A 21,183-nucleotide genomic window follows, 5' to 3' on the forward strand; every position below is an offset into this window, starting at 1 on the left:
TGCTGTTTTTCAATATATTTATACATATTAAGGTGCAGATTTGCATCTATTTCCCAAGCGCTTGACCTTCTGGTACGGGGACTTGTTCACAAGAGAGAAAAAGGGCTGTCCCTGTCGTGGAAAATCCACGGATGAGACAACCCTTTCTTCGGATTAGGATCGTGTGAAGTATTATTTATTGGAAGAACCCGATACACTTGCGCCAGATACAGCTTTTGCTACAGGTGTGTAACCATCCGGAAGGTAGGTCACAGCCGAGCCTTTGGAAATTACTTGCGGATAGAAACCGCTTGGGTCCGGTGTTGTTACATTGAAGTAGATCGTTGCTTTCTTGTCTTTGCCGAATTCAATCTTCTCAATCACAAGACCGTAGCCCGGATTAGGCAGATTGTTCACGGTCAGCGTAACTTTGTTGACGCCCTCACCGGCTTTGCTCACCTGAAGGTCGGTCTCGTAAGTGTACTCCGGAGCTGTAGTGCCCTTGTCAGGTGGCTCGATGCCTTTGGCGAATTCGGCAGTATCATGGAGCCATATTGCAGCTTCCGAGCGGGTTATAGCCTGATTAGGATGGAAGTTGTTATTTTTGTCCAGTGCAATCAGACGGGTGTTGAGCAGCATTTGCAGGTTATTCACAACTTCACTTGGGAGTTTGCTGCCGTCCTTGATGTCAAAATACATCAACGTTACAGGGAAGTTGCCTTTTGTCTTGAGCGCTTCCGCTAGCAGATGAGCAAACTGTGCCCGGCTCATCGCTGCATTCGGGTTCACATTTTTGTCGATCGGCAATCCATTCTGCTTGGCGGTCAGAAAGGCCGATGCATACCAGGCCTTGTTGTTCACATTGGTGAAAAAGTCACTGCTCACACCGCTGGATGGCTTAGGAGACAGCTTTAACCCGCTGACGATAAACTGAATGCCTTGAGCGAAGCTTACACTGCTCTTGGGCGCGAACTTGTCACTGGTCACTCCATTGATGATGCCGGCGTTGTGCAGAGCGTTGATTTTGCTCTCTCCCGGATCTCCCTTCAGATCAGAGAAGGCAAATGCCGATGCCCCAAAGGATACACTTGCTGCCAGAATACTGCACGCTATGGTTATTTTTTTAGCGCTATGGATGAATGTCATTTTCTTCATTGTGCCTCACCTCTTATCCTCTTAGATGGGGGATTGTCTCAAAATGTTGCAGGAACTTATAATAAACTTATAAATTTTAACTGAGTGACAGGAGACCTATAGATATGGGGCAGCAGAGAATGGAACGGATTAATGTCGGAATTTTTGCCCATGTTGATGCCGGAAAGACGACAACAACGGAGCATATTTTATATGAGAGTGGTCGCATTCGTTCGCTGGGCAGCGTCGATACCGGCACGGCGCTGACCGATTCGCTAGACGTGGAACGTCAGCGGGGGATTTCGGTACGGGCGGCGCTGGCTTCCTTCGATTGGAAAGGGGTACAGGTAAATCTGGTAGATACCCCCGGTCACGTTGATTTTCTCTCAGAGGTAGAGCGCTCGCTTCGCGTGATGGACTGCGCGGTGCTGATTCTCTCCGCAGTGGAGGGCGTGCAGGCGCAAAGTGAGATGATCTGGAGCGCACTGCGCAAGCTGAGGATTCCTACCCTGATCTTTATGAATAAAATGGATCGGACCGGAGCTAACCCGGAAGCGGTGCTGGCTCAGGCTCATACTTATCTATCCGGGGATATTATCCCGATTCAGCAACCTCTTGGCAGGGAGCAGGATTATGCCGGTACTGCGGATCTATGGGAAAATGGCGCTGATTCCGCTGCTCAGACTGAGCTGTTGGAAGCTTTGGCCGAGCGGGATGAGGCTTTGCTGGAGACCTATATGGCAGGCGGTCCACTTGACCTTGCAGTATGGCAGAACCATCTTGCAGATCGTGCGGCTGCCGCAGAGCTGTTCCCGCTGGTCTATGGCGCTGCTGCCAAGGGTATGGGCATTCCTGCGCTGCTGGACGCTATGATTCAGTATTTCCCAAGGGCGGGCGGCGATGCAGAGCTTCCCGTCTCCGGTATTGTATACAACATTCAGCGGGACAAGAGTATGGGCCGGATGGCCTTTGTGCGATTGTACGAAGGGACGATTCGCAACCGTGACGCTGTGCAGAACTACTCGCAGAATATCCAGGGCAAGATTACCCAAATCCGCAAGGTTGAGGGTGGCCGTACTGAAGATGTAGGGGAACTTGAAGCCGGAGATATCGGTGTGGTGTACGGCCTATCCGGCGTGCGAATCGGCGATGTGTTGGGCCGGCCGGATGCGATTCCGCAGGAGGCCAAGCTCGCCGTGCCACTGCTAACGGTGCGGGTGCATTGGGACGAAGCGGCGGACGATCATAAAGTGATTGCCGCCATGCAGGAGCTGGCGGATGAAGACCCGCTGCTTGATGCGCAGTGGCTCCCAGAAGAGCGGGAGCTGCACATCAAGGTGATGGGGCCGATTCAGCTCGAAATACTCGGCAGCGTGCTGGATAGCCGGTACGGTCTTGCCGTCACCTTCGGCCAGCCGTCAGTGATCTATAAAGAGACGCCAGCCCGTGCGGGCGAAGGCTTCATCGCCTATACAATGCCTAAGCCATGCTGGGCGATCTTGCGGTTCCAGATTGAACCGGGGCCGCCGGGCAGCGGCCTGGTTTACGATTCGGTCGTGCGCAGCTCCGACCTGCTGCCGCAGTACCAGAATGAGACGGCCCGGCGAGTGCCGGAGGCCTTGCAGCAGGGACTGAACGGCTGGGAGGTCACCGACCTGAAGGTGACGCTAATTGAGGGGCAGCACCATGTGTGGCATACCCATCCGCTGGATTTTGCCGTGGCGACGCCAATGGGTATTATGGACGGGCTCGCCCGTGTTGGCACCAAGCTGCTGGAGCCGGTGCTTCAGGTGCGGATTGTAGTGCCCGAGGAGAATGGAGGGCGCGTCATGAACGATCTTGTGCAGATGCGCGGCACCTTCGAGCCGCCGGTGCTGCTGGGCGACCGGATGATCATCGAAGGCCGTCTGCCGCTGGCGACGTCGCTCGATTATCCGGTCACGCTAAGCTCCTTCACGAAGGGGCGGAGCACATTCACTTCTTTTTTTGCCGGATACGAAGAATGCCCGCCCGACGTTACCGCCGAGCGCACCCGCCGGGGTGTGAACCCGCTGGATCAGGCGAAGTATATTCTTAGTGTGCGGAAGGCGCTGCAGGGGTAGGGAAGGGAAGTATCCCAGAGCTGGTGTGTAGTGAGGGAGTTTGAGGGTATAGATTTAGATGCAAAGTATGGGTGTAAATGCAAGTTAAGTGTGGATGCATGTGTAGCTGTGAATGTAAGAGTAGTCGTAGATGTAAAAGTTAGGTGTGAATATAAGGATAGTTGTAGATGTAAAAGTAGATGTGAGTGTCAGAGTAGGTATATATGCAAATTCAAGCTGTAGTTGTACGTACGGTTGTAGGTGTGAACATAGTTGTAATCGCACCAGTTGAATAACTGGAAAATTGGGCGTTAATTAGGCGGAATTGCAGGTTCGCTCTAAAATAACTGGAAAAACTCCTGTTAATTTGGCTGATTACCTCTGCTTGTGTATGATCTGGAAGAATTAACGGGAGAAATTCCCTTTATTCTGGAGATGAGGCGGTAAAAGTCATGATTAACGGTATATTTTCCTGTTAAATAACTCTTTAGTCTTAGAATCCACTGATGCTAGGATATCGTTCATCAAGGGTTCTTCGAATGGCCCAATGAAGCAATTGAGGAATGGAATAAACAACTGTTCTAATTACATTTATAACCACATTTATAACCACATTTATTGATAATGCTTAAAAATAATATGAGCATATGGAATCTTCTTTTATTAAAAGTATATATATGTAAATATAAGCGTGATATAATTCTAGTTATTTGCCATAATAAGATGATTTTCAAGCACCAAAGGCCAGCAATCTTTTGTTATGTAGAGTGAACTGTTCAGCTTAGTCATCCTATTAAATAACAAAGAGAGGGTCATTGTCGTGAACAAACCCAAAGTATTTATAGGATCATCCCTTGAGGCGAAGCATTATGTGGATGCCATCAACGAAAATTTAAGCTATGTGGCTACGGTGACGCCGTGGACCGCTGGCGTTTTTAATGAAAACCGTTTCACGATGGAGGATCTGGATGAGCAGCTTACCCAGAGCAGCTTTGCTGTTTTTGTGCTAGCCCCGGATGACCTTGTTTCTCTGCGCGGAAAAGTGTATCTGGCACCACGGGATAACACGATTTTTGAGCTGGGGATGTTCTGGGGCAAATTGAAGCGTGAACGGGTCTTTTTCATATTACCGCGATCAGTTCCCCAAGAAGTAGAGGGGCAAGGGATCGAGGGCTTCCGTCTGCCTTCCGATCTGCTGGGACTTACGTTGCTCTACTATGAACTGCGTGATGATAACAATTATACGGCCGCGGTTAGTGTGGCTTGTGGGAAGATCACGCGGCATATTCAGGAAAAGCAGCATTTTGCCGATCCTTATGCTAAGATTCAGAACCTGGAGCGGGACATTCGCATGAAGGATATGCTGCTGTTGTTCTTCATCAATTATGTCCGGCCCTCGAACCTCTCGGCTGGCGGAGAATATGATAAATTATATGAGGCTGTCAGAGTCAGCTATGATATCTCGTCACTGGAGCAGTTCCGGATCCGGGGAGCGGCTATCTGGCGTGCAGAAGGTAATGACGGAATCCGGCAGGTGGCTGGAAATGTCGGCAAAGACCGCTTCTACGCGTTCGAGGACAACGACGGGCGGAACGGCAAAGATCGTATTTTGGTGCTGGATGCTTTTTTGCAGGGGACGGTTCAATTTTTTCTGTACCGGGTGCATGTTGCCGCTGAATATATTGTGTGTTATCCTCTAGGTAAGGAATTGGTAATTACGATCCATTTGATTGGCCCTCTGGAACTGACAGCGAAGCACTTCGAGCAGCTCTCCGAGGATAACAAGGAATTTATGAACGTACTCAACTATTTGTTCGGAGGGGATTTGAAATGAGCAAACCGCGCGGCAATGAGGGCAGCCTCGAGAAGGCAGGGCAGGCTTATAAAGTCTCATCGAGCTCCCGGAGGAATCGGGACAGGCTAAGAACAATAGCTCTGAGTAACGAGTCGGACAGAGTCGTCAAGGGACCTTCCGTAAGTAGCGATAACGATGTGAACTATATATTGGTGTACCAAATGGATGCTAATTATGAGAAGCCATTTTTTGCACGATAACATATGAAGATAGCCGAAAGCAGGAGGATCTTGGGGTACCGAGATCAGCTTGCTTTTTTTGTTATAGTAGGGAATTGGTTGTTTTTTAAAAGGTTATAAGATAATTTAGTATAGTATTCGTGATTAGTGAGCATGGGGTGCCAATAAGGGGTGAACAGCATGAGTGAGCTATACAGAGTGTTGGTTGTTGATGATGAACTGTTGGTTAGACAAGGCGTCAAACATATACTGAATTGGGAACAGCATGGCTTCTGTATTGTGGGTGAGGCCTCCAATGGCAAAGAAGCTTTGGAAATGATAGGGGAGCTGGCTCCGCATATCGTGCTTACCGATGTCGTCATGCCGGTGATGGACGGCGAAGAGTTGACTCGTCTTATTAAGCATAGCTGGCCGGATATTGAAGTGATCGTACTTAGCAGCTTCAGTGAATTTGATTATGTTCGCTCCACCTTCCAAAGCGGGGTGTCTGATTATATTCTCAAGCCACATCTGGAGACGAAGATGCTGCTGGGAGTACTGGAGAGGACGGTAGAGAGACTTCCTGCCGGACTGAAAAGGAAACCGCAAGCCGATTACACCGTCACATTGAACCAAGTGTTGGAGAAGCTCGTTAACCGTTATGAGGTGGACGTAGATCCGACGATGTTGGCAGAATGGTTCCCTTATCAGAACTATTACATAATGGGCGCTACTGTACATGAGGGAGATCAACTGCTGGAATCTTTGCAAGCGCTTATTTCGAAGCTGAAAATCTATCCATTGCCGGTAAATTCCGTGCCAAGGCATCCAGAACTGAGAGCTTATGTGGTGAATATCGGCCAAGATGGTGAGGCAGAGGCTGTTCTTTTATCCAAGCTGAAGCGGTTAAATCCTTCTTCCGTTACAGATAGTGGAGATTTCGTCTGGGCACTTAGTGGGCCTTTTCATTCTTTGGATCAGCTGGGGGACAGTTTTCATCACAGCTTCCTGCCATTACTATCCTATCGCTTTTTCCTGCCTGTGCCGGTGGTACTTGCACCGTCTGAGCTGCTACACTTTGAAAAGGTTACCAAAACATCAGCGTCCTTAAATGACACCGCGTTGCACGCTTTAATGGAGCATATTCGTAGATTGCAGCTGGAGGAAGGCTTCGGGGTGCTCTATCAATTCATTGCGCAGCAATCTGAGTCGTATAATACGGATGTCTTTGAATTCAAATCCTTAATCGGTAATCTGGTCTTTAACGTCATTCAATTGCTGGGCACGATGAACATGAGCTCAGACACGCTGAACGAGGCTAAATATAGTTACTTCAAATCCATTGAAGAAGCTGGCCATGTCACAGATATTGTTACGCTCTTGGAGCAGTTCCGGACACAGCTGGATCGCAGTATTCATGAGGCTACGTCCTCTTTCCACGATGGCAACCCCAATATGAAGCTGCTGCTTGATTATATTGATAAAAATTATACAGAGCCTATCACCTTAACGGAGATGGCTAAGCAATTTCATTTCAATCCTTCGTATTTATCCAGCTTCTTCGCTGCCCATCATCATGAGGGCTTCAAAGAGCATTTGAATCGAGTCCGCATAGATAAGGCTGCTGATTTATTACGGAGCAGTGACCACTCGATCTCTGAGATCGGCGGTATGGTCGGCTACGCGGATCATAGTTATTTCTGCAAAGTCTTTAAGAAGAACACTGGCATATCTCCGAGTCAATACAGACGACAATATTATTCACGAGTGGAGAAGGAGTAGGGATGAAGGAGCGATTTGAACGACTGCGATTTCAGGGGTTATTTATAAAAATATTTTTGGTCATGGTGGTTTGTATTATTGCAATTGCTGTATCCGTGGTATGGACTAATCTGCGTATGACGCAGCAGCTATTTCTGAAAACCTTCAGTATTACCAACTCTAAAGTGCTGAATCAGATTCAAAATAACTTCGAGTCCTTTCACTACTCGGTTGTACTTGCAGCCAATCAAGCCCAGCAGAGCGTCCCGCTAAAGACCTTTCTGACAGAGAAGGAATCGGACGAGCTATACCGTGTGATGAACTCCTATTACAATATGACCCAGCAAATGAATCGGATTCAATCCACGATCACTAGCTATTCGGTGGGTCTGTCGGTAACCGGTAAGAATGGCCGGGATTATACGGGCGTAGTGAATTATGATAAGCCGACGGCGCGTGAGCTGCAGCGTAGTGCTATAACGACCCATGCGGCAGAGCAGCCTGGCAGAATAATGTATCAATATTATCGTGATGAGGGGGGCAAACATGCCGTTGTCGCTACAAAGGTGCTGCGAGAGCGTACGACAGAACAGCAATACGGCATGTTGTATATCGCTATTGATGAGAGCAGCTTTAAGCCGTTCTACAATAATTTCTCCAGTGAGGGCAATGACTTTATTGTGCTGGATCGCAATGGCACGGTGGTGACAAGCAACCTGTCTGACCTTGAAGGACAGAAGAATGATGAACTGCTGCATCAAGCGAAGTTGGTTCAGGAGCAAGGACAACAAGCCAAGAAGGTCCATATCATGGATCGTGATAAGCTGATGCTCGTACAATATTTGCCTTCGTATGATTTTTATCTGGTGAATATGCTTGACCAGCAAAAGGTGCTCGGGCAGATGGTAAACACACGGAGTGTGGTACTGATCTGTCTCTTTATTGTGCTTGTTGCTCTGGTTGTTGTCTTTCTGATCTCGCGGAGAATGACCCGGTCGATTACGCTGCTGGCCCGCCAGATGTCCAAAGTGACACGCCGAAATTTTCATAACTATGTCAAGGTATCCGGGGGCTATGAGATTCAGGAGCTGGGGCGGGCATACAATTATATGCTGGATGAGATCAATGATTATGTGGACAGGCTGGTGGAGACGCAAAAAGGTCAGAGAAAGGCGGAGCTTGCAGCTCTTCAGCAGCAGATCAATCCCCATTTTCTATACAACACCTTGGCTTCGGTTAATTTCCTTGTGCAGCAGGGCAGCAATGATAAGGCTGTACAGACTATTCATTCGTTAATTTCGCTTTTGCAAAATACAATCAGTAACGTGTACGAGACGGTGTCCGTCGAGCAGGAGCTTGTGAATCTGAAGAGTTATGTGTTTATTAATCACATCCGTTATGGGGAGCGGATTCGGGTTCATTTCTTTGTTGCACCGGACTGTGTTCAGTATCAGGTTCCCAAGCTGATTATTCAGCCATTCATCGAGAATGCATTCTTCCATGCTTTTAACCGCAAACCAGAAGGCGTTATCCATGTCTTGATTGCCAGAGAGGGGCAACGGCTCGTCTGCGAGGTGATCGATAACGGTGATGGTATGGAACTAGCGAGTGGGGAGGAAGGGAATCTCCTAATCTCAGCTCAGAATAAGGCACCCAAGCATTCCAGCAAGCTGTTCTCAGGCATCGGGGTCGCTAATGTGAATGATCGGATTAGTTTACTGTATGGGGAAGAGTTCCAAGTGAACATTACAAGCACTGTTGGTGAAGGGACCAGAGTGAAGATAACGCTTCCTTTAATCGAAAAGACGGAAAATCAGTGATGTAAGCGGTACAAAATCTAATGAAATTACTATAATCCAAAAATAATACATGTCGTTGTTAAGAGTAATGTGCATTCGGGCAACAAAAGAACAAATCTATATAAAGGATGTTCTAACGTTGTATTGTTGCCCGGTGATATCATTAATTCATGCCTAGTAAGCGTTTTCAGTAATTTTCATGAAATCGCTTTAAAGCGGTCTTACATCATAATCAGTCAAAGGGGCGGGACAAATGAAAAAAGCACTACTTTTAGTATTGGCTTGTATGGTATTGCTGGTGGGTTGCTCTTCCGGTGGATCTAATAAAGAAGCTGCATCCGGGGACGGCCAGAAAGAAATTACAATCTGGGCATGGGACCCTGCCTTTAACATCGCAGCATTGAATATTGCCAAAGAGACTTACAACAAGAAACACCCGGAAGTTAAAATTAACATTGTTGAATACGCGCAAGGCGACATTATTCAGAAAATGAATACAGGACTTAACTCGGGAACTACCAAAGGTCTTCCTAACATCGTATTGATCGAAGACTATCGTTCCAAAGGTTTCCTGCAATCGTATCCTGAATCCTTCTATGATTTGAGCAACAAGATCAAGGGCGCAGATTATGCGGATTACAAAATTGGACCGACCAGCATGGACGGTAAGCAATACGGCGTTCCTTTTGACTCCGGTGTAACCGGCCTGTATGTTCGTAAAGATATTATCGAGCAAGCCGGATTCACTCTTGACGATCTGAAAGACATCGATTGGAACAGATATATTGAAATTGGTAAAGTGGTCAAAGAAAAAACAGGCAAAGATATGATTACCTTCTCTCCAAGTGATCTGGGCTTCGTTCGTGTCATGATTCAATCCGGACATTCCTGGTATATGAAAGAAGATGGCAAAACGCCTGATTTGGCCGACAACAGTACATTGAAAGAAGCTTTTACTCTGTACAAAGAAATGCTGGATTCCAAGATCGTGAAGATCAATGCAGACTGGAGTCAATTCATCTCCTTCATCAACAATGGTGATGTGGTCACTGTACCTTCGGGGAACTGGTTAACGCCATCCGTGAAAGCTGAAGTTTCTCAATCTGGTAAATGGGCCGTACTTCCTTTGCCAAAATTGCCTAACACACCGAATGCAACACATGCCTCCAACCTGGGCGGAAGCTCGTGGTATGTCATGAATGTTCCTGGTGCTGAAGTAGCTGAAGACTTCTTGGCTGAAACGTTTGGTTCTGATGTTGGGATGTACGAAGAATTGCTTAACAAAATCGGAGCTATTGGTACGTTGAAAGCAGCGGCAGAAAGCGAAGCCTACAAGAAAACAGATGAGTTCTTTGGCGGGCAGCAAATTGTAAAAGATTTCTCCGAATGGACAGCGCAAATTCCTAACGTGAACTATGGTGTGTCTACCTATGCCATCGAAGATATCCTGGTAGTCGAAATGAACAACTATCTCAATGGCAAGAGCCTGGATCAAGTCATGAAGGATGCTCAGGCTCAGGCAGAGACACAAATCAAGTAAAACACGTAAGTAATTGAGCATATGAGCATTATGTAACCCTTGGGCGCTGCGGTATCTTGAGATCCAAAGCGTCCGGCGGGTTATTTTGCAGCCAGAGAGGAGACCTTGCTACGATGAATGCTAAGAAACGTGGGCTAAGCATGACCGCTAAGTATAATTTGACAGGATGGAGCTTTGTCCTGATTTCTGTAGTTATGATTGCCTCATTCTATTTTTATCCAATGATTCAGGCGCTTTTCTTGTCTTTTAAAACAGGAACAGGCACCAACCTCACCTATACAGGGTTTTCCAACTACACGCGCTTGTTCTCGGATACGACCTTCCGAACAGCGCTATTTAACACCTTTATCTACCTAATTGTTCAGGTACCTTTAATGATTCTGCTGGCAATGTTCATCTCCGTGCTGTTGAATGACTCCAAGCTGAAATTCCGCGGGTTCTTCCGTACGGCGATCTTTTTGCCGGCTGTAACTTCTCTCGTCGCATACTCTGTTGTGTTCAAATATTTGTTTGGATCCGATGGCCTGATTAATGCGATGCTGCTGAAGCTGTCGATTATTTCTGCTCCCGTGGAGTGGATTACAGACCCGTTCTGGGCCAAAATTACGATTATTATCGCCATTACATGGCGCTGGACCGGATATAACATGATTTTCTATTTGTCAGCCCTGCAAAATATCGATGGCTCCATTTATGAAGCTGCACGTATTGACGGTGCGTCTTCCTTTAAACAATTCACCCAAATTACAGTGCCGCTTCTTAAACCGGTGATCCTGTTCACTTCTGTTACATCGACGATTGGTACACTGCAAATTTTCGATGAGATCGTGAACATTACCAAAGGCGGACCGGGTAACTCAACAATGTCCATCTCGAACTATATCTATAACCTGTCGTTTAAATATACGGCTGACTTTGGATATGCAGCGACAGTATCCTATGTGATCGTCATTCTTATTGTTCTGCTGTCGTTCCTTCAATTTAAAGTGGCAGGTGATAAGAAATGAGAAATCCAAAACGTATATTCACCTATGTGTTCCTGAGCATTGCTACATTTATTTCGGTATTTCCGTTCCTGTGGATGATCATCAGTGCAACGAATAAATCCGTAGATGTGACCAAAGGCAGACTTCTGCCGGGTAACTATCTATTCGAGAACTTATCGAAGCTGATCGAAACGACCGATCTCTGGACAGCACTCTGGAACTCGGCGAGAATCTCTGTCTTGACTACAGTCCTGTCGATTATCATTGCATCACTCGCTGGTTACGGCTTCGAAATGTTCCGTAGTAAAGCGAAGGATGTCGTATTTAACATCTTGCTGCTGTCGATGATGATTCCATTTGCCGCCCTGATGATTCCACTGTACCAGATGTTCGCGGGCATCTCTAATACCATCCCTGGGATTGGTATCGATACTGTGGCGTCTGTAATGCTACCGACCATTACGACGGCATTCCTGATCTTCTTCTTCCGCCAGAACTCCAAGATGTTCCCTAAGGACATGCTGGAGGCCGGACGTATTGATGGTCTGACGGAGCTGGGTATCTTCTTCAAAATCTTCATGCCTACCATGAAAACAACCTATGCGGCAGCAGGTATTATCACCTTCATGTCGAGCTGGAACAGTTACCTGTGGCCGTTGATTGTCTTGCAATCACCGAACCAAAAGACCATTCCACTGCTGATCTCCACCCTGGGATCAGGTTATGCGCCGGACTACGGCTTGATCATGGTGGCAATCGTCATCGCCACCTTGCCAACAGCCATCGTATTCTTCGTGATGCAGAAGCATTTCGTAGCGGGAATGACGGGATCGGTGAAATAAGTAGTTTGCGATTAGAGCAAGTGAAGTGATGAGGACGGCCCCCCACGGGAGTGGGGGGCTGTTTTTGTGTTGGGAGTTTTTAGGTAGAAAGAGGAAATCTATAGATTGAAAAAGAAATAGTATAAAGGAAATAACTCTTGTTATCCCGTGGGGAAATTTCGAGTGCGAATGTATAGCTCCCATGAAAATCCCGGGTCCTTCGCACCATTTATTTTACATTATTTGTATAAAAACTTGCTGAGATGCTGGTATGAGAGTGATTATTGAAGAGATTTAGCGCGATTTAGGTGCGTAAAAAGGGTTTTTATCCTTTTTATGGATGAGAATCGCTGTCGCTCCCTACGCGGGAGCGTGGATTGAAATACTCTTGCATATAGTGAAGTTTCATCATTGATAGGTCGCTCCCTACGCGGGAGCGTGGATTGAAATAGTCATGGCCAGGGATACATGATAGACTACGACTTGTCGCTCCCTACGCGGGAGCGTGGATTGAAATTATCCGGTAAGGACGTTTAATCATGACTCAATCACGTCGCTCCCTACGCGGGAGCGTGGATTGAAATTGGATGAACTTAGCCAATTGCTTAATTGGTTTAGTAGTCGCTCCCTACGCGGGAGCGTGGATTGAAATATCAAGGCCTTTCGCTTGTTAGCTTTGTCGTGGTCGCTCCCTACGCGGGAGCGTGGATTGAAATATTAACTCCAAAGGTGAGAGAACCCGTACGATCAGTCGCTCCCTACGCGGGAGCGTGGATTGAAATATTTTTATTCCTCCCATGTCGTTTGTTAACCCGGGTCGCTCCCTACGCGGGAGCGTGGATTGAAATAGGATCAACTGTTTGGAGTTCGGGACGATCTCGGTCGCTCCCTACGCGGGAGCGTGGATTGAAATACCCAGTCGTCGAAGTATGCCTCATGGTACTTCTTGTCACCATCTATAATAGAGCGTGAATTGAATCCTTAGACATTGCGATACGTATCTAGCAGCCAAATCAGTCTCACGCCATTGCTAACTTAAATGCTTCTGTAACTAAGAGTTATACTTGCTACACTAACAATCAGTTAATGCTTCCCCCGAATAACTAAATAATTCACAACTTAGCGATCAATAATTGGGGGATAAAGTTCCCTTAACTATTGATCGCTTTTTTTGATCTGCAAATATTGTCAAATAATGCTATATAATAGTTGGATAATTAAGTATAATCAATAGAGAAGTAGTTCCAAAGTCTATAATTCAAGTTAATTATTAGGACTATTTTGTTGTTAGTGAAGGAGAGATGAGTTCATTTGTCGGATAACCAAGAAGTCCTTGCTCCGAATCTATCGAACGTACAGCAGCAAATAAAACAAGTACAGGAACTATTGAGCTTGGAAGAGCCATACACTATCTCGCTTGTGACGCCTATATTCGGCGGAGGCAGTAAAGCTGGCAAGATAGATAAGCAACAACCGATCAGAGAGGCATCGATTCGGGGACATCTGCGGTTCTGGTGGCGTGCTACTTGTGGAGCGAGCTATACGAATGTACTGGAGCTTCGCAGAGAGGAAGTCGCTATATTCGGAGATACGACCACGCCTAGTAGGGTGAAAATCTGGGTAGAATCTTCAGATCCCCCCCTAATCAAGACGACGCTGATTAAAAATGTTCCGCCGCCTTCTTACGTTTTGTTTCCTGTTCGCTCGAATCCCGTGGACTATTTGGAGAATTACGACTTCAGACTACATATACGCTATGAGGGCGCTGGCCTAAGCCCTCAGAGAATGAAGGCGTTACAACAAGAACTTCATGCGGCCTTATGGGCATGGATTAACTTCGGTGGTCTGGGTAGCCGGACACGCAGAGGTGCTGGCAGCCTGTATTGCCCGGAATTCTCACCTCCACGTGGGAAGAATCTGCAACAATGGTACCGTGAAAAGATCGAAAAGTATGAGCTGCAGTTGCTTCATCTAGGACAATATCGGGACTGGCCTACATTATCCAGCAGCATTTTTTTCAACGGGGAAGAGGAGAAGAAATTGAATGCAGGGAGGGGTAGTAATGCCAACCTTGCGTGGAAGAGTCTCATCAATACCTATCATTGCTTCAGGCAACGGCGAAATACGGATCAGGACGGGAATAAGCGGCGAAGCTTGTGGCCTGAACCTGACTCCATTCGTAAAATTATGGGGATGCAGAATAAAGACCATAGACATCTATTTACTCTGGAAAAAGAGGAACTGCGTTATGCATTCCCCAGGTCTCAACTCGGGATGCCGATCATCACTACGTTCCATAAGGACGATCACGGAGACCCTTACACAACAGAGCTCCTGCCTGTCGGCAAGGATCGCCTGGCTTCTCCGCTCATCCTGAAAGTTGTTGCCTTAGACAAGACGAATGGTGTTGGGGCGATCATCGTACTGAACCATAAGCCGATTACGGGCCTAAAGTTCAAACGAATGAAAGAAGAGTGGGAGAAACAACCTCACAGAAATAAATCTAATCCAGGAAAGTTATCCTTCAAAGAAAAACAGATCAAAGAAATTGACGAAAGATTAAACAACCTAACCATCACCCCTGAACACATATACAGCTCGCTGAACTATAACAAGAGTCCGATGAAGATCAACGACGAATCTACAAATTCAGCCATTGAGGCTTTTCTAAATAGCAAGGAGGTGCAGAGATGGAAACAGGGACATCCCAACACACCACCGAAAATCAAGAGACCATAAAAAAACCAGTAAGAACGCTAATGCTCTTCTCCATCGGACCTGTTCAGGAGTTCATTGCTCAGGCGCGCAAGACAAGAGATCTGTGGTTCGGTTCTTTTTTGCTGTCTGAATTGTCCCAGGTAGCAGCTGACACGCTGTCGAAGATGTCTGGTGAGCTTATTTTTCCTAGCATTAAGCAGGTCAAAGGAAATTCAGATGCAGAGTCCGCGCACAAGGCGGCTAATGTGGCGAACAAAGTGCTGGGTATGATTGAGACAAGTGACCCGAAGCAGGTGGCGATTACAGTCAGAAGTGCTGTCGAGAAGAAGTGGGATGAATTCGCTTCAGCTGCTCTAGCCGAGCTCGGAAGTAGTGTTAACCCCGGTATGTGGAAGAAGCAAGTGAAGGACGTCTTGGAATTCTATGCGGTGTGGAGTGCCTGGGGTTCAGAAGAGAGCTATGACAAAGTGCTGAAGAGGACAGAACGCCTGATGGCGGCACGCAAGACCTTGAAGGACTTCCGGGCGCATGATCCCAGCAAAGCCTATGGTGATAAAAAATCTTCGCTCGACGGTGGACGCGAGTCTGTAATCTGGCCTGACCGATATCCTGAGCTTGGTAAGCTTGGCATCAAAAAAGATGAGACATTGGATGCAATCTCGCTAGTGAAGCGAATGTCTCGATATATTATAAAAGAACGAGAGTTCAAATCGGTGTGTGATGTGGCTTTTCAGCATTATCAGCAGGTCTTGGCTACTTCAGATCATAGTTCTGAGAGAGTTCAGGCTGTAATGAATTATATTCATTCACTGAAAATCAGCTTTGACAAGGTGCTGTACATCAAGGAGACTTCGATCGTCCGCCTGGATTCACGCCTGTTTTATGACAATCGAATCGATGAATTTATTACTGAGCAGGCGAAGCGTACGCTCTCTACCGTAGAACAGGAAAGCATCAGCGAAGAGATCAAGTCCAGACTGCAACAGCTATATAACGAGATCGGTATGCAACCTTCTCTGTATTATGCCTTTATTATGTGTGATGGTGACCGAATGGGACAGATGCTGCGGCAGATGAATACCTATCAAGATCACCAGCGGTTCAGTGAAGCGCTGTCCAGGTTTGCTATTGAGGCAGAAGTAATCATTTGGGAGCATGAAGGTCAATTAGTGTACAGCGGTGGCGATGATATTATGGCCTATCTCCCGCTGCACACTTGCTTGAATGCCGTTAAGCAGATACAGGCAGTCTTCATGTCAGCGATGCACGCAGCACTTCCAGCGGATGCTTCGTATCCTGTGCCTACGTTGTCTGTAGGGATGGTTATTGTTCATATGCTGGAGATGCTCGGTGACGCCCGTCGTTATGCTAAGGCCGCCGAAGATCATGCCAAGGTGAAGCGTAATGAATTTGCCCTGCATGTTCAGAAGCGCAGCGGTGGTGACGCGCTTACGTTCTCTGTATCTTTTGACGAAGACCCAATCTCTCAGCTCTCCAAGATTCAGGGGATGTATAGAGAAGGGGTATTCTCGACGGGATTCGCCTTTGATCTACGCAAGTTGCACCGGGAATATCTGTCTATGACTCAAGCTGGATGGGGCGTGGGCACCTTATACGAAGGGCGGCTTCACACCTTGCTCCGGCAAGAAGTCGAAAGACTGGCCTGCAAGAAACTGCCCGGAGGTCTTACAGAAGCGCAAAGAAAAGCATTATTAGAGAGGATTAAGACAGAACTGCTTCCACTGTTCAATACTCTTCAAGGTAAAGATTCCGACGCTGTGAGTCAGCTAGGTAACTTGTCTGAGCAGTTCATCATTGCCGCGACTCTAGTGAAAGCAGGTGAGGTCATTGAAGACAACCATACAGATTGAACCGCTCGATCCCGTTCTTAACCGGGACGGGCGGCCGTTTGATGCGACACCAGGTGCCACTGCACGTAGTCTGGATTTTATTGCGCCAAGCGCTGTCGCGGGGACTGTTCGCACAATGATGGGGAAGTATCTCTCTTCTGCTCCGGTGGCAGACAACGCTTTTGCTTCCGGATCAGTCGCTGAGGCTGTCAAAAAATCCAAGGTGCGCGGCCCCCTGTATCAATTGAACGGGATGATCTATTATCCATTTCCACAAGATATCGATCTCTATGAAGTAGACGATAAAATCGGGGTTAGTTATAGAAGGCCGCTTGCTTCACTTGATGAATGCATGGGCTTTCTGGGAACGGACAGAGACGGCAGGTATGAGCAAAACTTATGGCCGGTAGCTGAGGCCTCCGCACATAAGTTATGGAAGAAGAGACCTGCCTTCGTCTCAGCAGACTGGATGCACCGCTGGCTGCTGGACGAGCTTACGCTGGAAGACTGGAGTGATGCGCTCACCGAGTGGCGGGGTAACCAGGGGAAAGCGCACACTTCGTCTCAGCCAGCACACTTTCTTGCTCCTTTCGAGCGGGAGACCAGAGTACATACAGCCATCGATGATGAACTTGGTGTGGCTAAGGACAAGCACTTATTCGATACAGAGATGCTTGTTCTACCAGATCACATGGCTCTGCTCACGGAGATCGAAATTAGCGATTATGTAGAGCAATGGCCTGATGAGCCGTTGTCTACACTTCATACATTCGGGGGCAAGCGGCGGCTGGCACACTCTAGTGAAGTGAAGAACACACAAGTATGGGATGTTCCGGATGTCATTTCGCAGGGAATACGTCCCACAGATAAAATCCAGTATATTCGTCTCGTTCTCGCCACTCCAGCCTTCTTCTCCAAGGGATGGTTGCCACGCTGGGTGGATACGGATACCCTGGAGGCTGATTTTTCAGAATATGGGGTCAAATTGAAGCTACGCTGGGCTTGTATTCCACGCTGGCAGCCTGTCTCAGGCTGGAGCTACAGTAAACGTCAAGAGAAAGCTGTTCGGCGCATGGTTCCTGCGGGTAGTGTATATTTCTTCCAGGTGGACGGCGATGGTGATCCAGCCACGCTAATGGAACAGTTATGGTTAACTTCGGTATCTGATGCTAATCGGAGAAAAGGCGCTTTTGACCAAGAAGACGGATTCGGACTTGCCCTGTGGGGAATATGGAAGCCAGCAGTTGTTAATGAAGCGGAGGATGAAGATGATCAATAATAGCAGATTGTATTTCATACACTGTCTGACGTCTGTCCATGTGGGAACAGGTGAAGGAACTGGCGTGATCGACATGCCGATTATGCGCGAGAAAATGACTGCATGGCCGATGCTCCCTGGCTCAAGTATCAAGGGGGTGCAACGGGAGTACCACCGGAGAAACGATTATAATGAATCTTGGTTTAATGCCGCTTTTGGCAAAGAAGATAATAAGAAAGAGGCTACCAGCGTAGAAAATGCGGGTCATGCCGGAGCCTTGGTATTGTCTGATTCACGGATGCTTGCGTTCCCTGTAGCCAGTAGATATGGTACGTTCGCCTATGTAAGCTCTCCGCTTGCTATTAGTCGATTACTTCGGGATGCACGGGCAGCAGGATTTGAGATTCCTGACGAGCTGAATTGGAACAAGATTGATGAAGTATTTCAATCTGCAGACCAAGTCATAGTTGGAACAGATTCAGTTTTGAGAAAACCAATCCAGGGGGATGAAAACAAAGAAACCCGCTTTGTTGAACTCGACGAGTTTAAGGCTACAGCTAAGGAGGAACCGTCGCTCACGGGGTGGCTTAACTGGTTATCGAAGCAGCTATTCGACGCAGAAGATCCGTTCTCTGCCAAGCTGTTGCAAGAGCGATTTGTCATTGTGTCAGATGAGGCATTTCAGTATTTTGTCACAACATGCTGTGAGGTTACGCCGCGTATTCGCATTGCCAGTGAGACCAAGACTGTGGAAGGTGGAGCGTTGTGGTATGAGGAATACATCCCGACAGAAGCGATTCTATACGGGCTGGTATGGTGTGACAAAATCTACGCACATGGCAACAACCTGACTGCTGAGACGCTGCTGAACAAACTGTCTGATGAACAGTTATTGCAGATCGGTGCTAATGCTTCCGTGGGCAAGGGACGCGTCCGCTTCCGGTTCTCCGGGGGTGATCCGTCATGAAGTCGGTACAGCACGAATATTCCACAATCGCACTTGGCTGCATTGATGAGGTTGCAAAATTAAGCAAGAAGGAACAACAGCAATACGGCAGCTTATGTCATCGTGTTCCCTCGATGATTATGTTGAACGGATTTAGACTTACGGTGGCATTTCTTTCTGTTGAAAATAAAGAAATGCGTACTCACTTTCTCAAGGATATGGGGTTAGCGATCGGTATTAATAACTTCAAAACTGAAATTCCTGAGCGAATGGACGATTATCGGATACTAACTCGCCAGGCATTGGATGCTTCGGTATGGTTCAAGCGATATGCTGAGGCTATCCTGGGTGTGACCCAAGCTGATGCTGACAGTCAACTGGAGGATCAGTCATGAATGCTTATCTGGCATTAACGAAGTTGAACGGTCACATGACTAGCTCCAAATTAAAGGATGCTGTCGAGAAGCCTAATGGTAAAGGTGACTTCTACTATAATCTCATCGATAGTTATACAGTTGCATGGACAGGGAAAGGACAGTCTGAACAACAAGGGAAGAAACAGGGAGATAAGCATGGGCAAGGGAATCCAGATCAAGCCCAGGAGGTACGGGCACAGAACGAATGGTATCGGCATCTTTTTGCAAAATTTTATACTATATTGTCCCAGCCCTCCGCGGAATCTTACACCTGCACCCTGAGTTCGTTGTCTGCACTCACGATTGGGCAGGGCCAGCCTTCTGTACTGGAGACGCATGTCACACTTCACCCGATCTACGGCGTTCCTTATCTTCCAGGCACAGCCCTGAAAGGTGTCGCAGCACATTATTGTCACCGCTACTTGGGGCAAGTGGACAATAAGTTCCAGACAGGGGGGGATTATTATAACCAGTTGTTCGGATCTACGGATCGAATGGGAAGTATCTGTTACCACGATGCGCTGGTGACTCCTGAGACTGTAGGTACAGCACTTCGCTTAGATGTATTAACTCCGCATCATCAGAAGTATAACCAGATTCAGATTTCACAGAATCAATGGGCAGTTAGTAGTGACGCTGCGCCACATGATGATGATTCACCTGTTCCTGTGCATTTTATAAGTGTACGTGCAGATTTCAAGTTGCAATTGTCTTATACCGGCGATTCTGCTCAGGCACGAGAATGGCTTGCTATTGCAGGAGAAATCTTAACCGCTGCTGTGCAGCAGGAAGGACTTGGCGGTAAAACTAACGCTGGTTACGGGCGATTCAAGATCAAGCAAGGAGAGGACAAATGCAATGAATAGTCCAGAGCAGAATCAAAAGGTTCGGAAGAAGCTGGTTGAGAATTACACAGTCATGGAAGAACAGATTGTCAATCAACTGAAATTCAGCTCTCAGCATCATGTGACGACAGGTACATTTCGTGAGGAAATCTGGAAGAGCATGTTTGAACAGATGATTCCGCAGAAATTCTCGATCGAGCATTCTGTGTTCATTATTGATTCCGATGGGCACGTCTCAAATGAGGTTGATTTGGCGATCTTTGACGAGCAGTATACTCCCTATATTTTTAGATATGGTAAACTGAAGTATATCCCTATTGAGGCCGTGGCTGTTGTTGTGCAGTGTAAGAGTAAGAATATCTATGATGATACTAACTTGGAAGATTGGGTAAACAGCATCAAGCAGTTGCAGACAAAAATGAAGTCCATTAGCCGGACGCTTGGGGCGGTGGTGTGCACGGGCTTTGAGTCTGTGCCTGTGGTGCAACCTCTGCAACAGGCCGACAAGAATCAAGAATCTGAAGATCCATGTGAGAAAAAGAAAAAATCACCAACACCAACACAAACCTCAACTAGGCCTATTAGAATTCTGTGTCATACCGAAACTGCTATAGGAAAAACAGAAGATGTCGACTTCGATATCTTGATTCATCCTTCCAAGGAAGAGGGCAAGCTGGAAATCACCATTCCGAACGAAACAGAAAGCTTGGGCTGGTGGCACGGAGAGTTAAATTACTACGGTGATGAGCGTTCTGATGAATATATGCAGAACGTTAGTTTCAGTGCTAAACATACGAAACTTGAGGAATACAGAGTCATCTCGGACGAAAATCCTTCTGATGAAGTGTCGCTGTTATCCTTGACGTTCCAGTTGAATCAACTGCTGATGCTCATTAACAACCCCATTTTGTTCCCGCATCTGGCGTATGTTCAGATGTTCCAGAAGACGTTACAGGAATAGCTATGTCTGGTGCGAACCCCAAGCTCACATGAAACCCCCGGGAGATTCGCACCAGATTTATAGTATTTTATGTAA

General features: G+C 47.1%; 16 protein-coding genes and 1 CRISPR repeat array. Of the genes, 15 read left to right on the forward strand and 1 reads right to left on the reverse strand.

The window, feature by feature from the left end; genetic code table 11:
- Positions 1 to 171 precede the first annotated feature (171 nt).
- On the reverse strand, positions 172 to 1,134 hold the full coding sequence (locus tag ACFORK_RS20380) for an S-layer homology domain-containing protein (RefSeq protein ID WP_379202364.1): 963 nt from the start codon (positions 1,132 to 1,134) through the stop codon (positions 172 to 174).
- Positions 1,135 to 1,238: 104 nt separating this feature from the next.
- Between ACFORK_RS20380 and ACFORK_RS20385 the strand changes: the two genes are divergently transcribed.
- The 15 genes from ACFORK_RS20385 (at position 1,239) to ACFORK_RS20455 (ending at position 21,108) form a co-directional block, all read left to right on the forward strand.
- Positions 1,239 to 3,215, forward strand: a complete 1,977-nt coding sequence (locus ACFORK_RS20385; RefSeq protein WP_379202366.1) for a GTP-binding protein — start codon at positions 1,239 to 1,241, stop codon at positions 3,213 to 3,215.
- Positions 3,216 to 4,014: 799 nt separating this feature from the next.
- Complete coding sequence (locus ACFORK_RS20390; RefSeq protein WP_379202369.1) at positions 4,015 to 5,028, forward strand: TIR domain-containing protein; 1,014 nt, start codon at positions 4,015 to 4,017, stop codon at positions 5,026 to 5,028.
- Positions 5,025 to 5,249 (forward strand): hypothetical protein, encoded by a 225-nt coding sequence (locus ACFORK_RS20395; protein WP_379202371.1) that lies wholly within the window; start codon positions 5,025 to 5,027, stop codon positions 5,247 to 5,249. The genes ACFORK_RS20390 and ACFORK_RS20395 overlap by 4 nt, the downstream gene beginning before the upstream one ends.
- A gap of 159 nt (positions 5,250 to 5,408) precedes the next feature.
- Positions 5,409 to 6,989, forward strand: a complete 1,581-nt coding sequence (locus tag ACFORK_RS20400; protein ID WP_379202373.1) for a response regulator transcription factor — start codon at positions 5,409 to 5,411, stop codon at positions 6,987 to 6,989.
- Between the two features lie 2 nt (positions 6,990 to 6,991).
- Positions 6,992 to 8,788 carry a cache domain-containing sensor histidine kinase gene (locus ACFORK_RS20405; protein ID WP_379202375.1) on the forward strand — a complete coding sequence of 599 codons (1,797 nt, stop codon included), beginning with the start codon at positions 6,992 to 6,994 and terminating at the stop codon, positions 8,786 to 8,788.
- 232 nt (positions 8,789 to 9,020) lie between these two features.
- On the forward strand, positions 9,021 to 10,307 hold the full coding sequence (locus ACFORK_RS20410; protein WP_379202377.1) for an ABC transporter substrate-binding protein: 1,287 nt from the start codon (positions 9,021 to 9,023) through the stop codon (positions 10,305 to 10,307).
- Between the two features lie 113 nt (positions 10,308 to 10,420).
- Entirely contained in the window at positions 10,421 to 11,314 is an 894-nt protein-coding gene (locus ACFORK_RS20415; protein ID WP_379202379.1) for a carbohydrate ABC transporter permease, read from the forward strand.
- Positions 11,311 to 12,135: a carbohydrate ABC transporter permease gene (locus ACFORK_RS20420; RefSeq protein ID WP_379202381.1), complete on the forward strand. Its 825-nt coding sequence runs from the start codon at positions 11,311 to 11,313 to the stop codon at positions 12,133 to 12,135. Before ACFORK_RS20415 ends, ACFORK_RS20420 begins: the two co-directional genes overlap by 4 nt.
- A gap of 331 nt (positions 12,136 to 12,466) precedes the next feature.
- Positions 12,467 to 13,027: a CRISPR direct-repeat array (repeat unit 32 nt; unit sequence GTCGCTCCCTACGCGGGAGCGTGGATTGAAAT).
- 398 nt (positions 13,028 to 13,425) lie between these two features.
- Positions 13,426 to 14,853 carry a type III-B CRISPR module RAMP protein Cmr1 gene (gene cmr1 / locus ACFORK_RS20425; protein WP_379202383.1) on the forward strand — a complete coding sequence of 476 codons (1,428 nt, stop codon included), beginning with the start codon at positions 13,426 to 13,428 and terminating at the stop codon, positions 14,851 to 14,853.
- Positions 14,805 to 16,703, forward strand: coding sequence for a type III-B CRISPR-associated protein Cas10/Cmr2 (gene cas10, locus ACFORK_RS20430; RefSeq protein ID WP_379202385.1), 1,899 nt, complete (start codon positions 14,805 to 14,807; stop codon positions 16,701 to 16,703). The genes cmr1 and cas10 overlap by 49 nt, the downstream gene beginning before the upstream one ends.
- Positions 16,681 to 17,961 carry a type III-B CRISPR module-associated protein Cmr3 gene (gene cmr3, locus ACFORK_RS20435; RefSeq protein ID WP_379202387.1) on the forward strand — a complete coding sequence of 427 codons (1,281 nt, stop codon included), beginning with the start codon at positions 16,681 to 16,683 and terminating at the stop codon, positions 17,959 to 17,961. Before cas10 ends, cmr3 begins: the two co-directional genes overlap by 23 nt.
- Complete coding sequence (gene cmr4, locus ACFORK_RS20440; RefSeq protein WP_379202389.1) at positions 17,951 to 18,907, forward strand: type III-B CRISPR module RAMP protein Cmr4; 957 nt, start codon at positions 17,951 to 17,953, stop codon at positions 18,905 to 18,907. Before cmr3 ends, cmr4 begins: the two co-directional genes overlap by 11 nt.
- Positions 18,904 to 19,281: a type III-B CRISPR module-associated protein Cmr5 gene (gene cmr5, locus ACFORK_RS20445; RefSeq protein ID WP_379202391.1), complete on the forward strand. Its 378-nt coding sequence runs from the start codon at positions 18,904 to 18,906 to the stop codon at positions 19,279 to 19,281. Before cmr4 ends, cmr5 begins: the two co-directional genes overlap by 4 nt.
- A complete protein-coding gene (gene cmr6 / locus ACFORK_RS20450; protein ID WP_379202393.1) occupies positions 19,278 to 20,168 on the forward strand; it encodes a type III-B CRISPR module RAMP protein Cmr6 in 891 nt (296 codons plus the stop codon). Before cmr5 ends, cmr6 begins: the two co-directional genes overlap by 4 nt.
- Positions 20,161 to 21,108 (forward strand): DUF6602 domain-containing protein, encoded by a 948-nt coding sequence (locus ACFORK_RS20455; protein ID WP_379202395.1) that lies wholly within the window; start codon positions 20,161 to 20,163, stop codon positions 21,106 to 21,108. The genes cmr6 and ACFORK_RS20455 overlap by 8 nt, the downstream gene beginning before the upstream one ends.
- Positions 21,109 to 21,183: the final 75 nt, after the last annotated feature.

The sequence above is a fragment of the Paenibacillus sp. GCM10012306 genome (assembly GCF_042649265.1).
In the GTDB taxonomy this organism is placed as follows: Bacteria; Bacillota; Bacilli; order Paenibacillales; family Paenibacillaceae; genus Paenibacillus_AQ.

Excerpts from the sequence above, each read along its gene's own strand:
- cmr4 (WP_379202389.1), top strand. The coding sequence starts at position 17,951 with ATGATCAATAATAGCAGATTGTATTTCATACACTGTCTGACGTCTGTC.
- ACFORK_RS20415 (WP_379202379.1), top strand. The coding sequence starts at position 10,421 with ATGAATGCTAAGAAACGTGGGCTAAGCATGACCGCTAAGTATAATTTG.
- ACFORK_RS20420 (WP_379202381.1), top strand. The coding sequence starts at position 11,311 with ATGAGAAATCCAAAACGTATATTCACCTATGTGTTCCTGAGCATTGCT.
- cas10 (WP_379202385.1), top strand. The coding sequence starts at position 14,805 with ATGGAAACAGGGACATCCCAACACACCACCGAAAATCAAGAGACCATA.
- ACFORK_RS20385 (WP_379202366.1), top strand. The coding sequence starts at position 1,239 with ATGGGGCAGCAGAGAATGGAACGGATTAATGTCGGAATTTTTGCCCAT.
- cmr6 (WP_379202393.1), top strand. The coding sequence starts at position 19,278 with ATGAATGCTTATCTGGCATTAACGAAGTTGAACGGTCACATGACTAGC.
- ACFORK_RS20395 (WP_379202371.1), top strand. The coding sequence starts at position 5,025 with ATGAGCAAACCGCGCGGCAATGAGGGCAGCCTCGAGAAGGCAGGGCAG.
- cmr5 (WP_379202391.1), top strand. The coding sequence starts at position 18,904 with ATGAAGTCGGTACAGCACGAATATTCCACAATCGCACTTGGCTGCATT.
- ACFORK_RS20410 (WP_379202377.1), top strand. The coding sequence starts at position 9,021 with ATGAAAAAAGCACTACTTTTAGTATTGGCTTGTATGGTATTGCTGGTG.
- ACFORK_RS20380 (WP_379202364.1), bottom strand. The coding sequence starts at position 1,134 with ATGAAGAAAATGACATTCATCCATAGCGCTAAAAAAATAACCATAGCG.
- ACFORK_RS20455 (WP_379202395.1), top strand. The coding sequence starts at position 20,161 with ATGAATAGTCCAGAGCAGAATCAAAAGGTTCGGAAGAAGCTGGTTGAG.
- ACFORK_RS20400 (WP_379202373.1), top strand. The coding sequence starts at position 5,409 with ATGAGTGAGCTATACAGAGTGTTGGTTGTTGATGATGAACTGTTGGTT.
- ACFORK_RS20405 (WP_379202375.1), top strand. The coding sequence starts at position 6,992 with ATGAAGGAGCGATTTGAACGACTGCGATTTCAGGGGTTATTTATAAAA.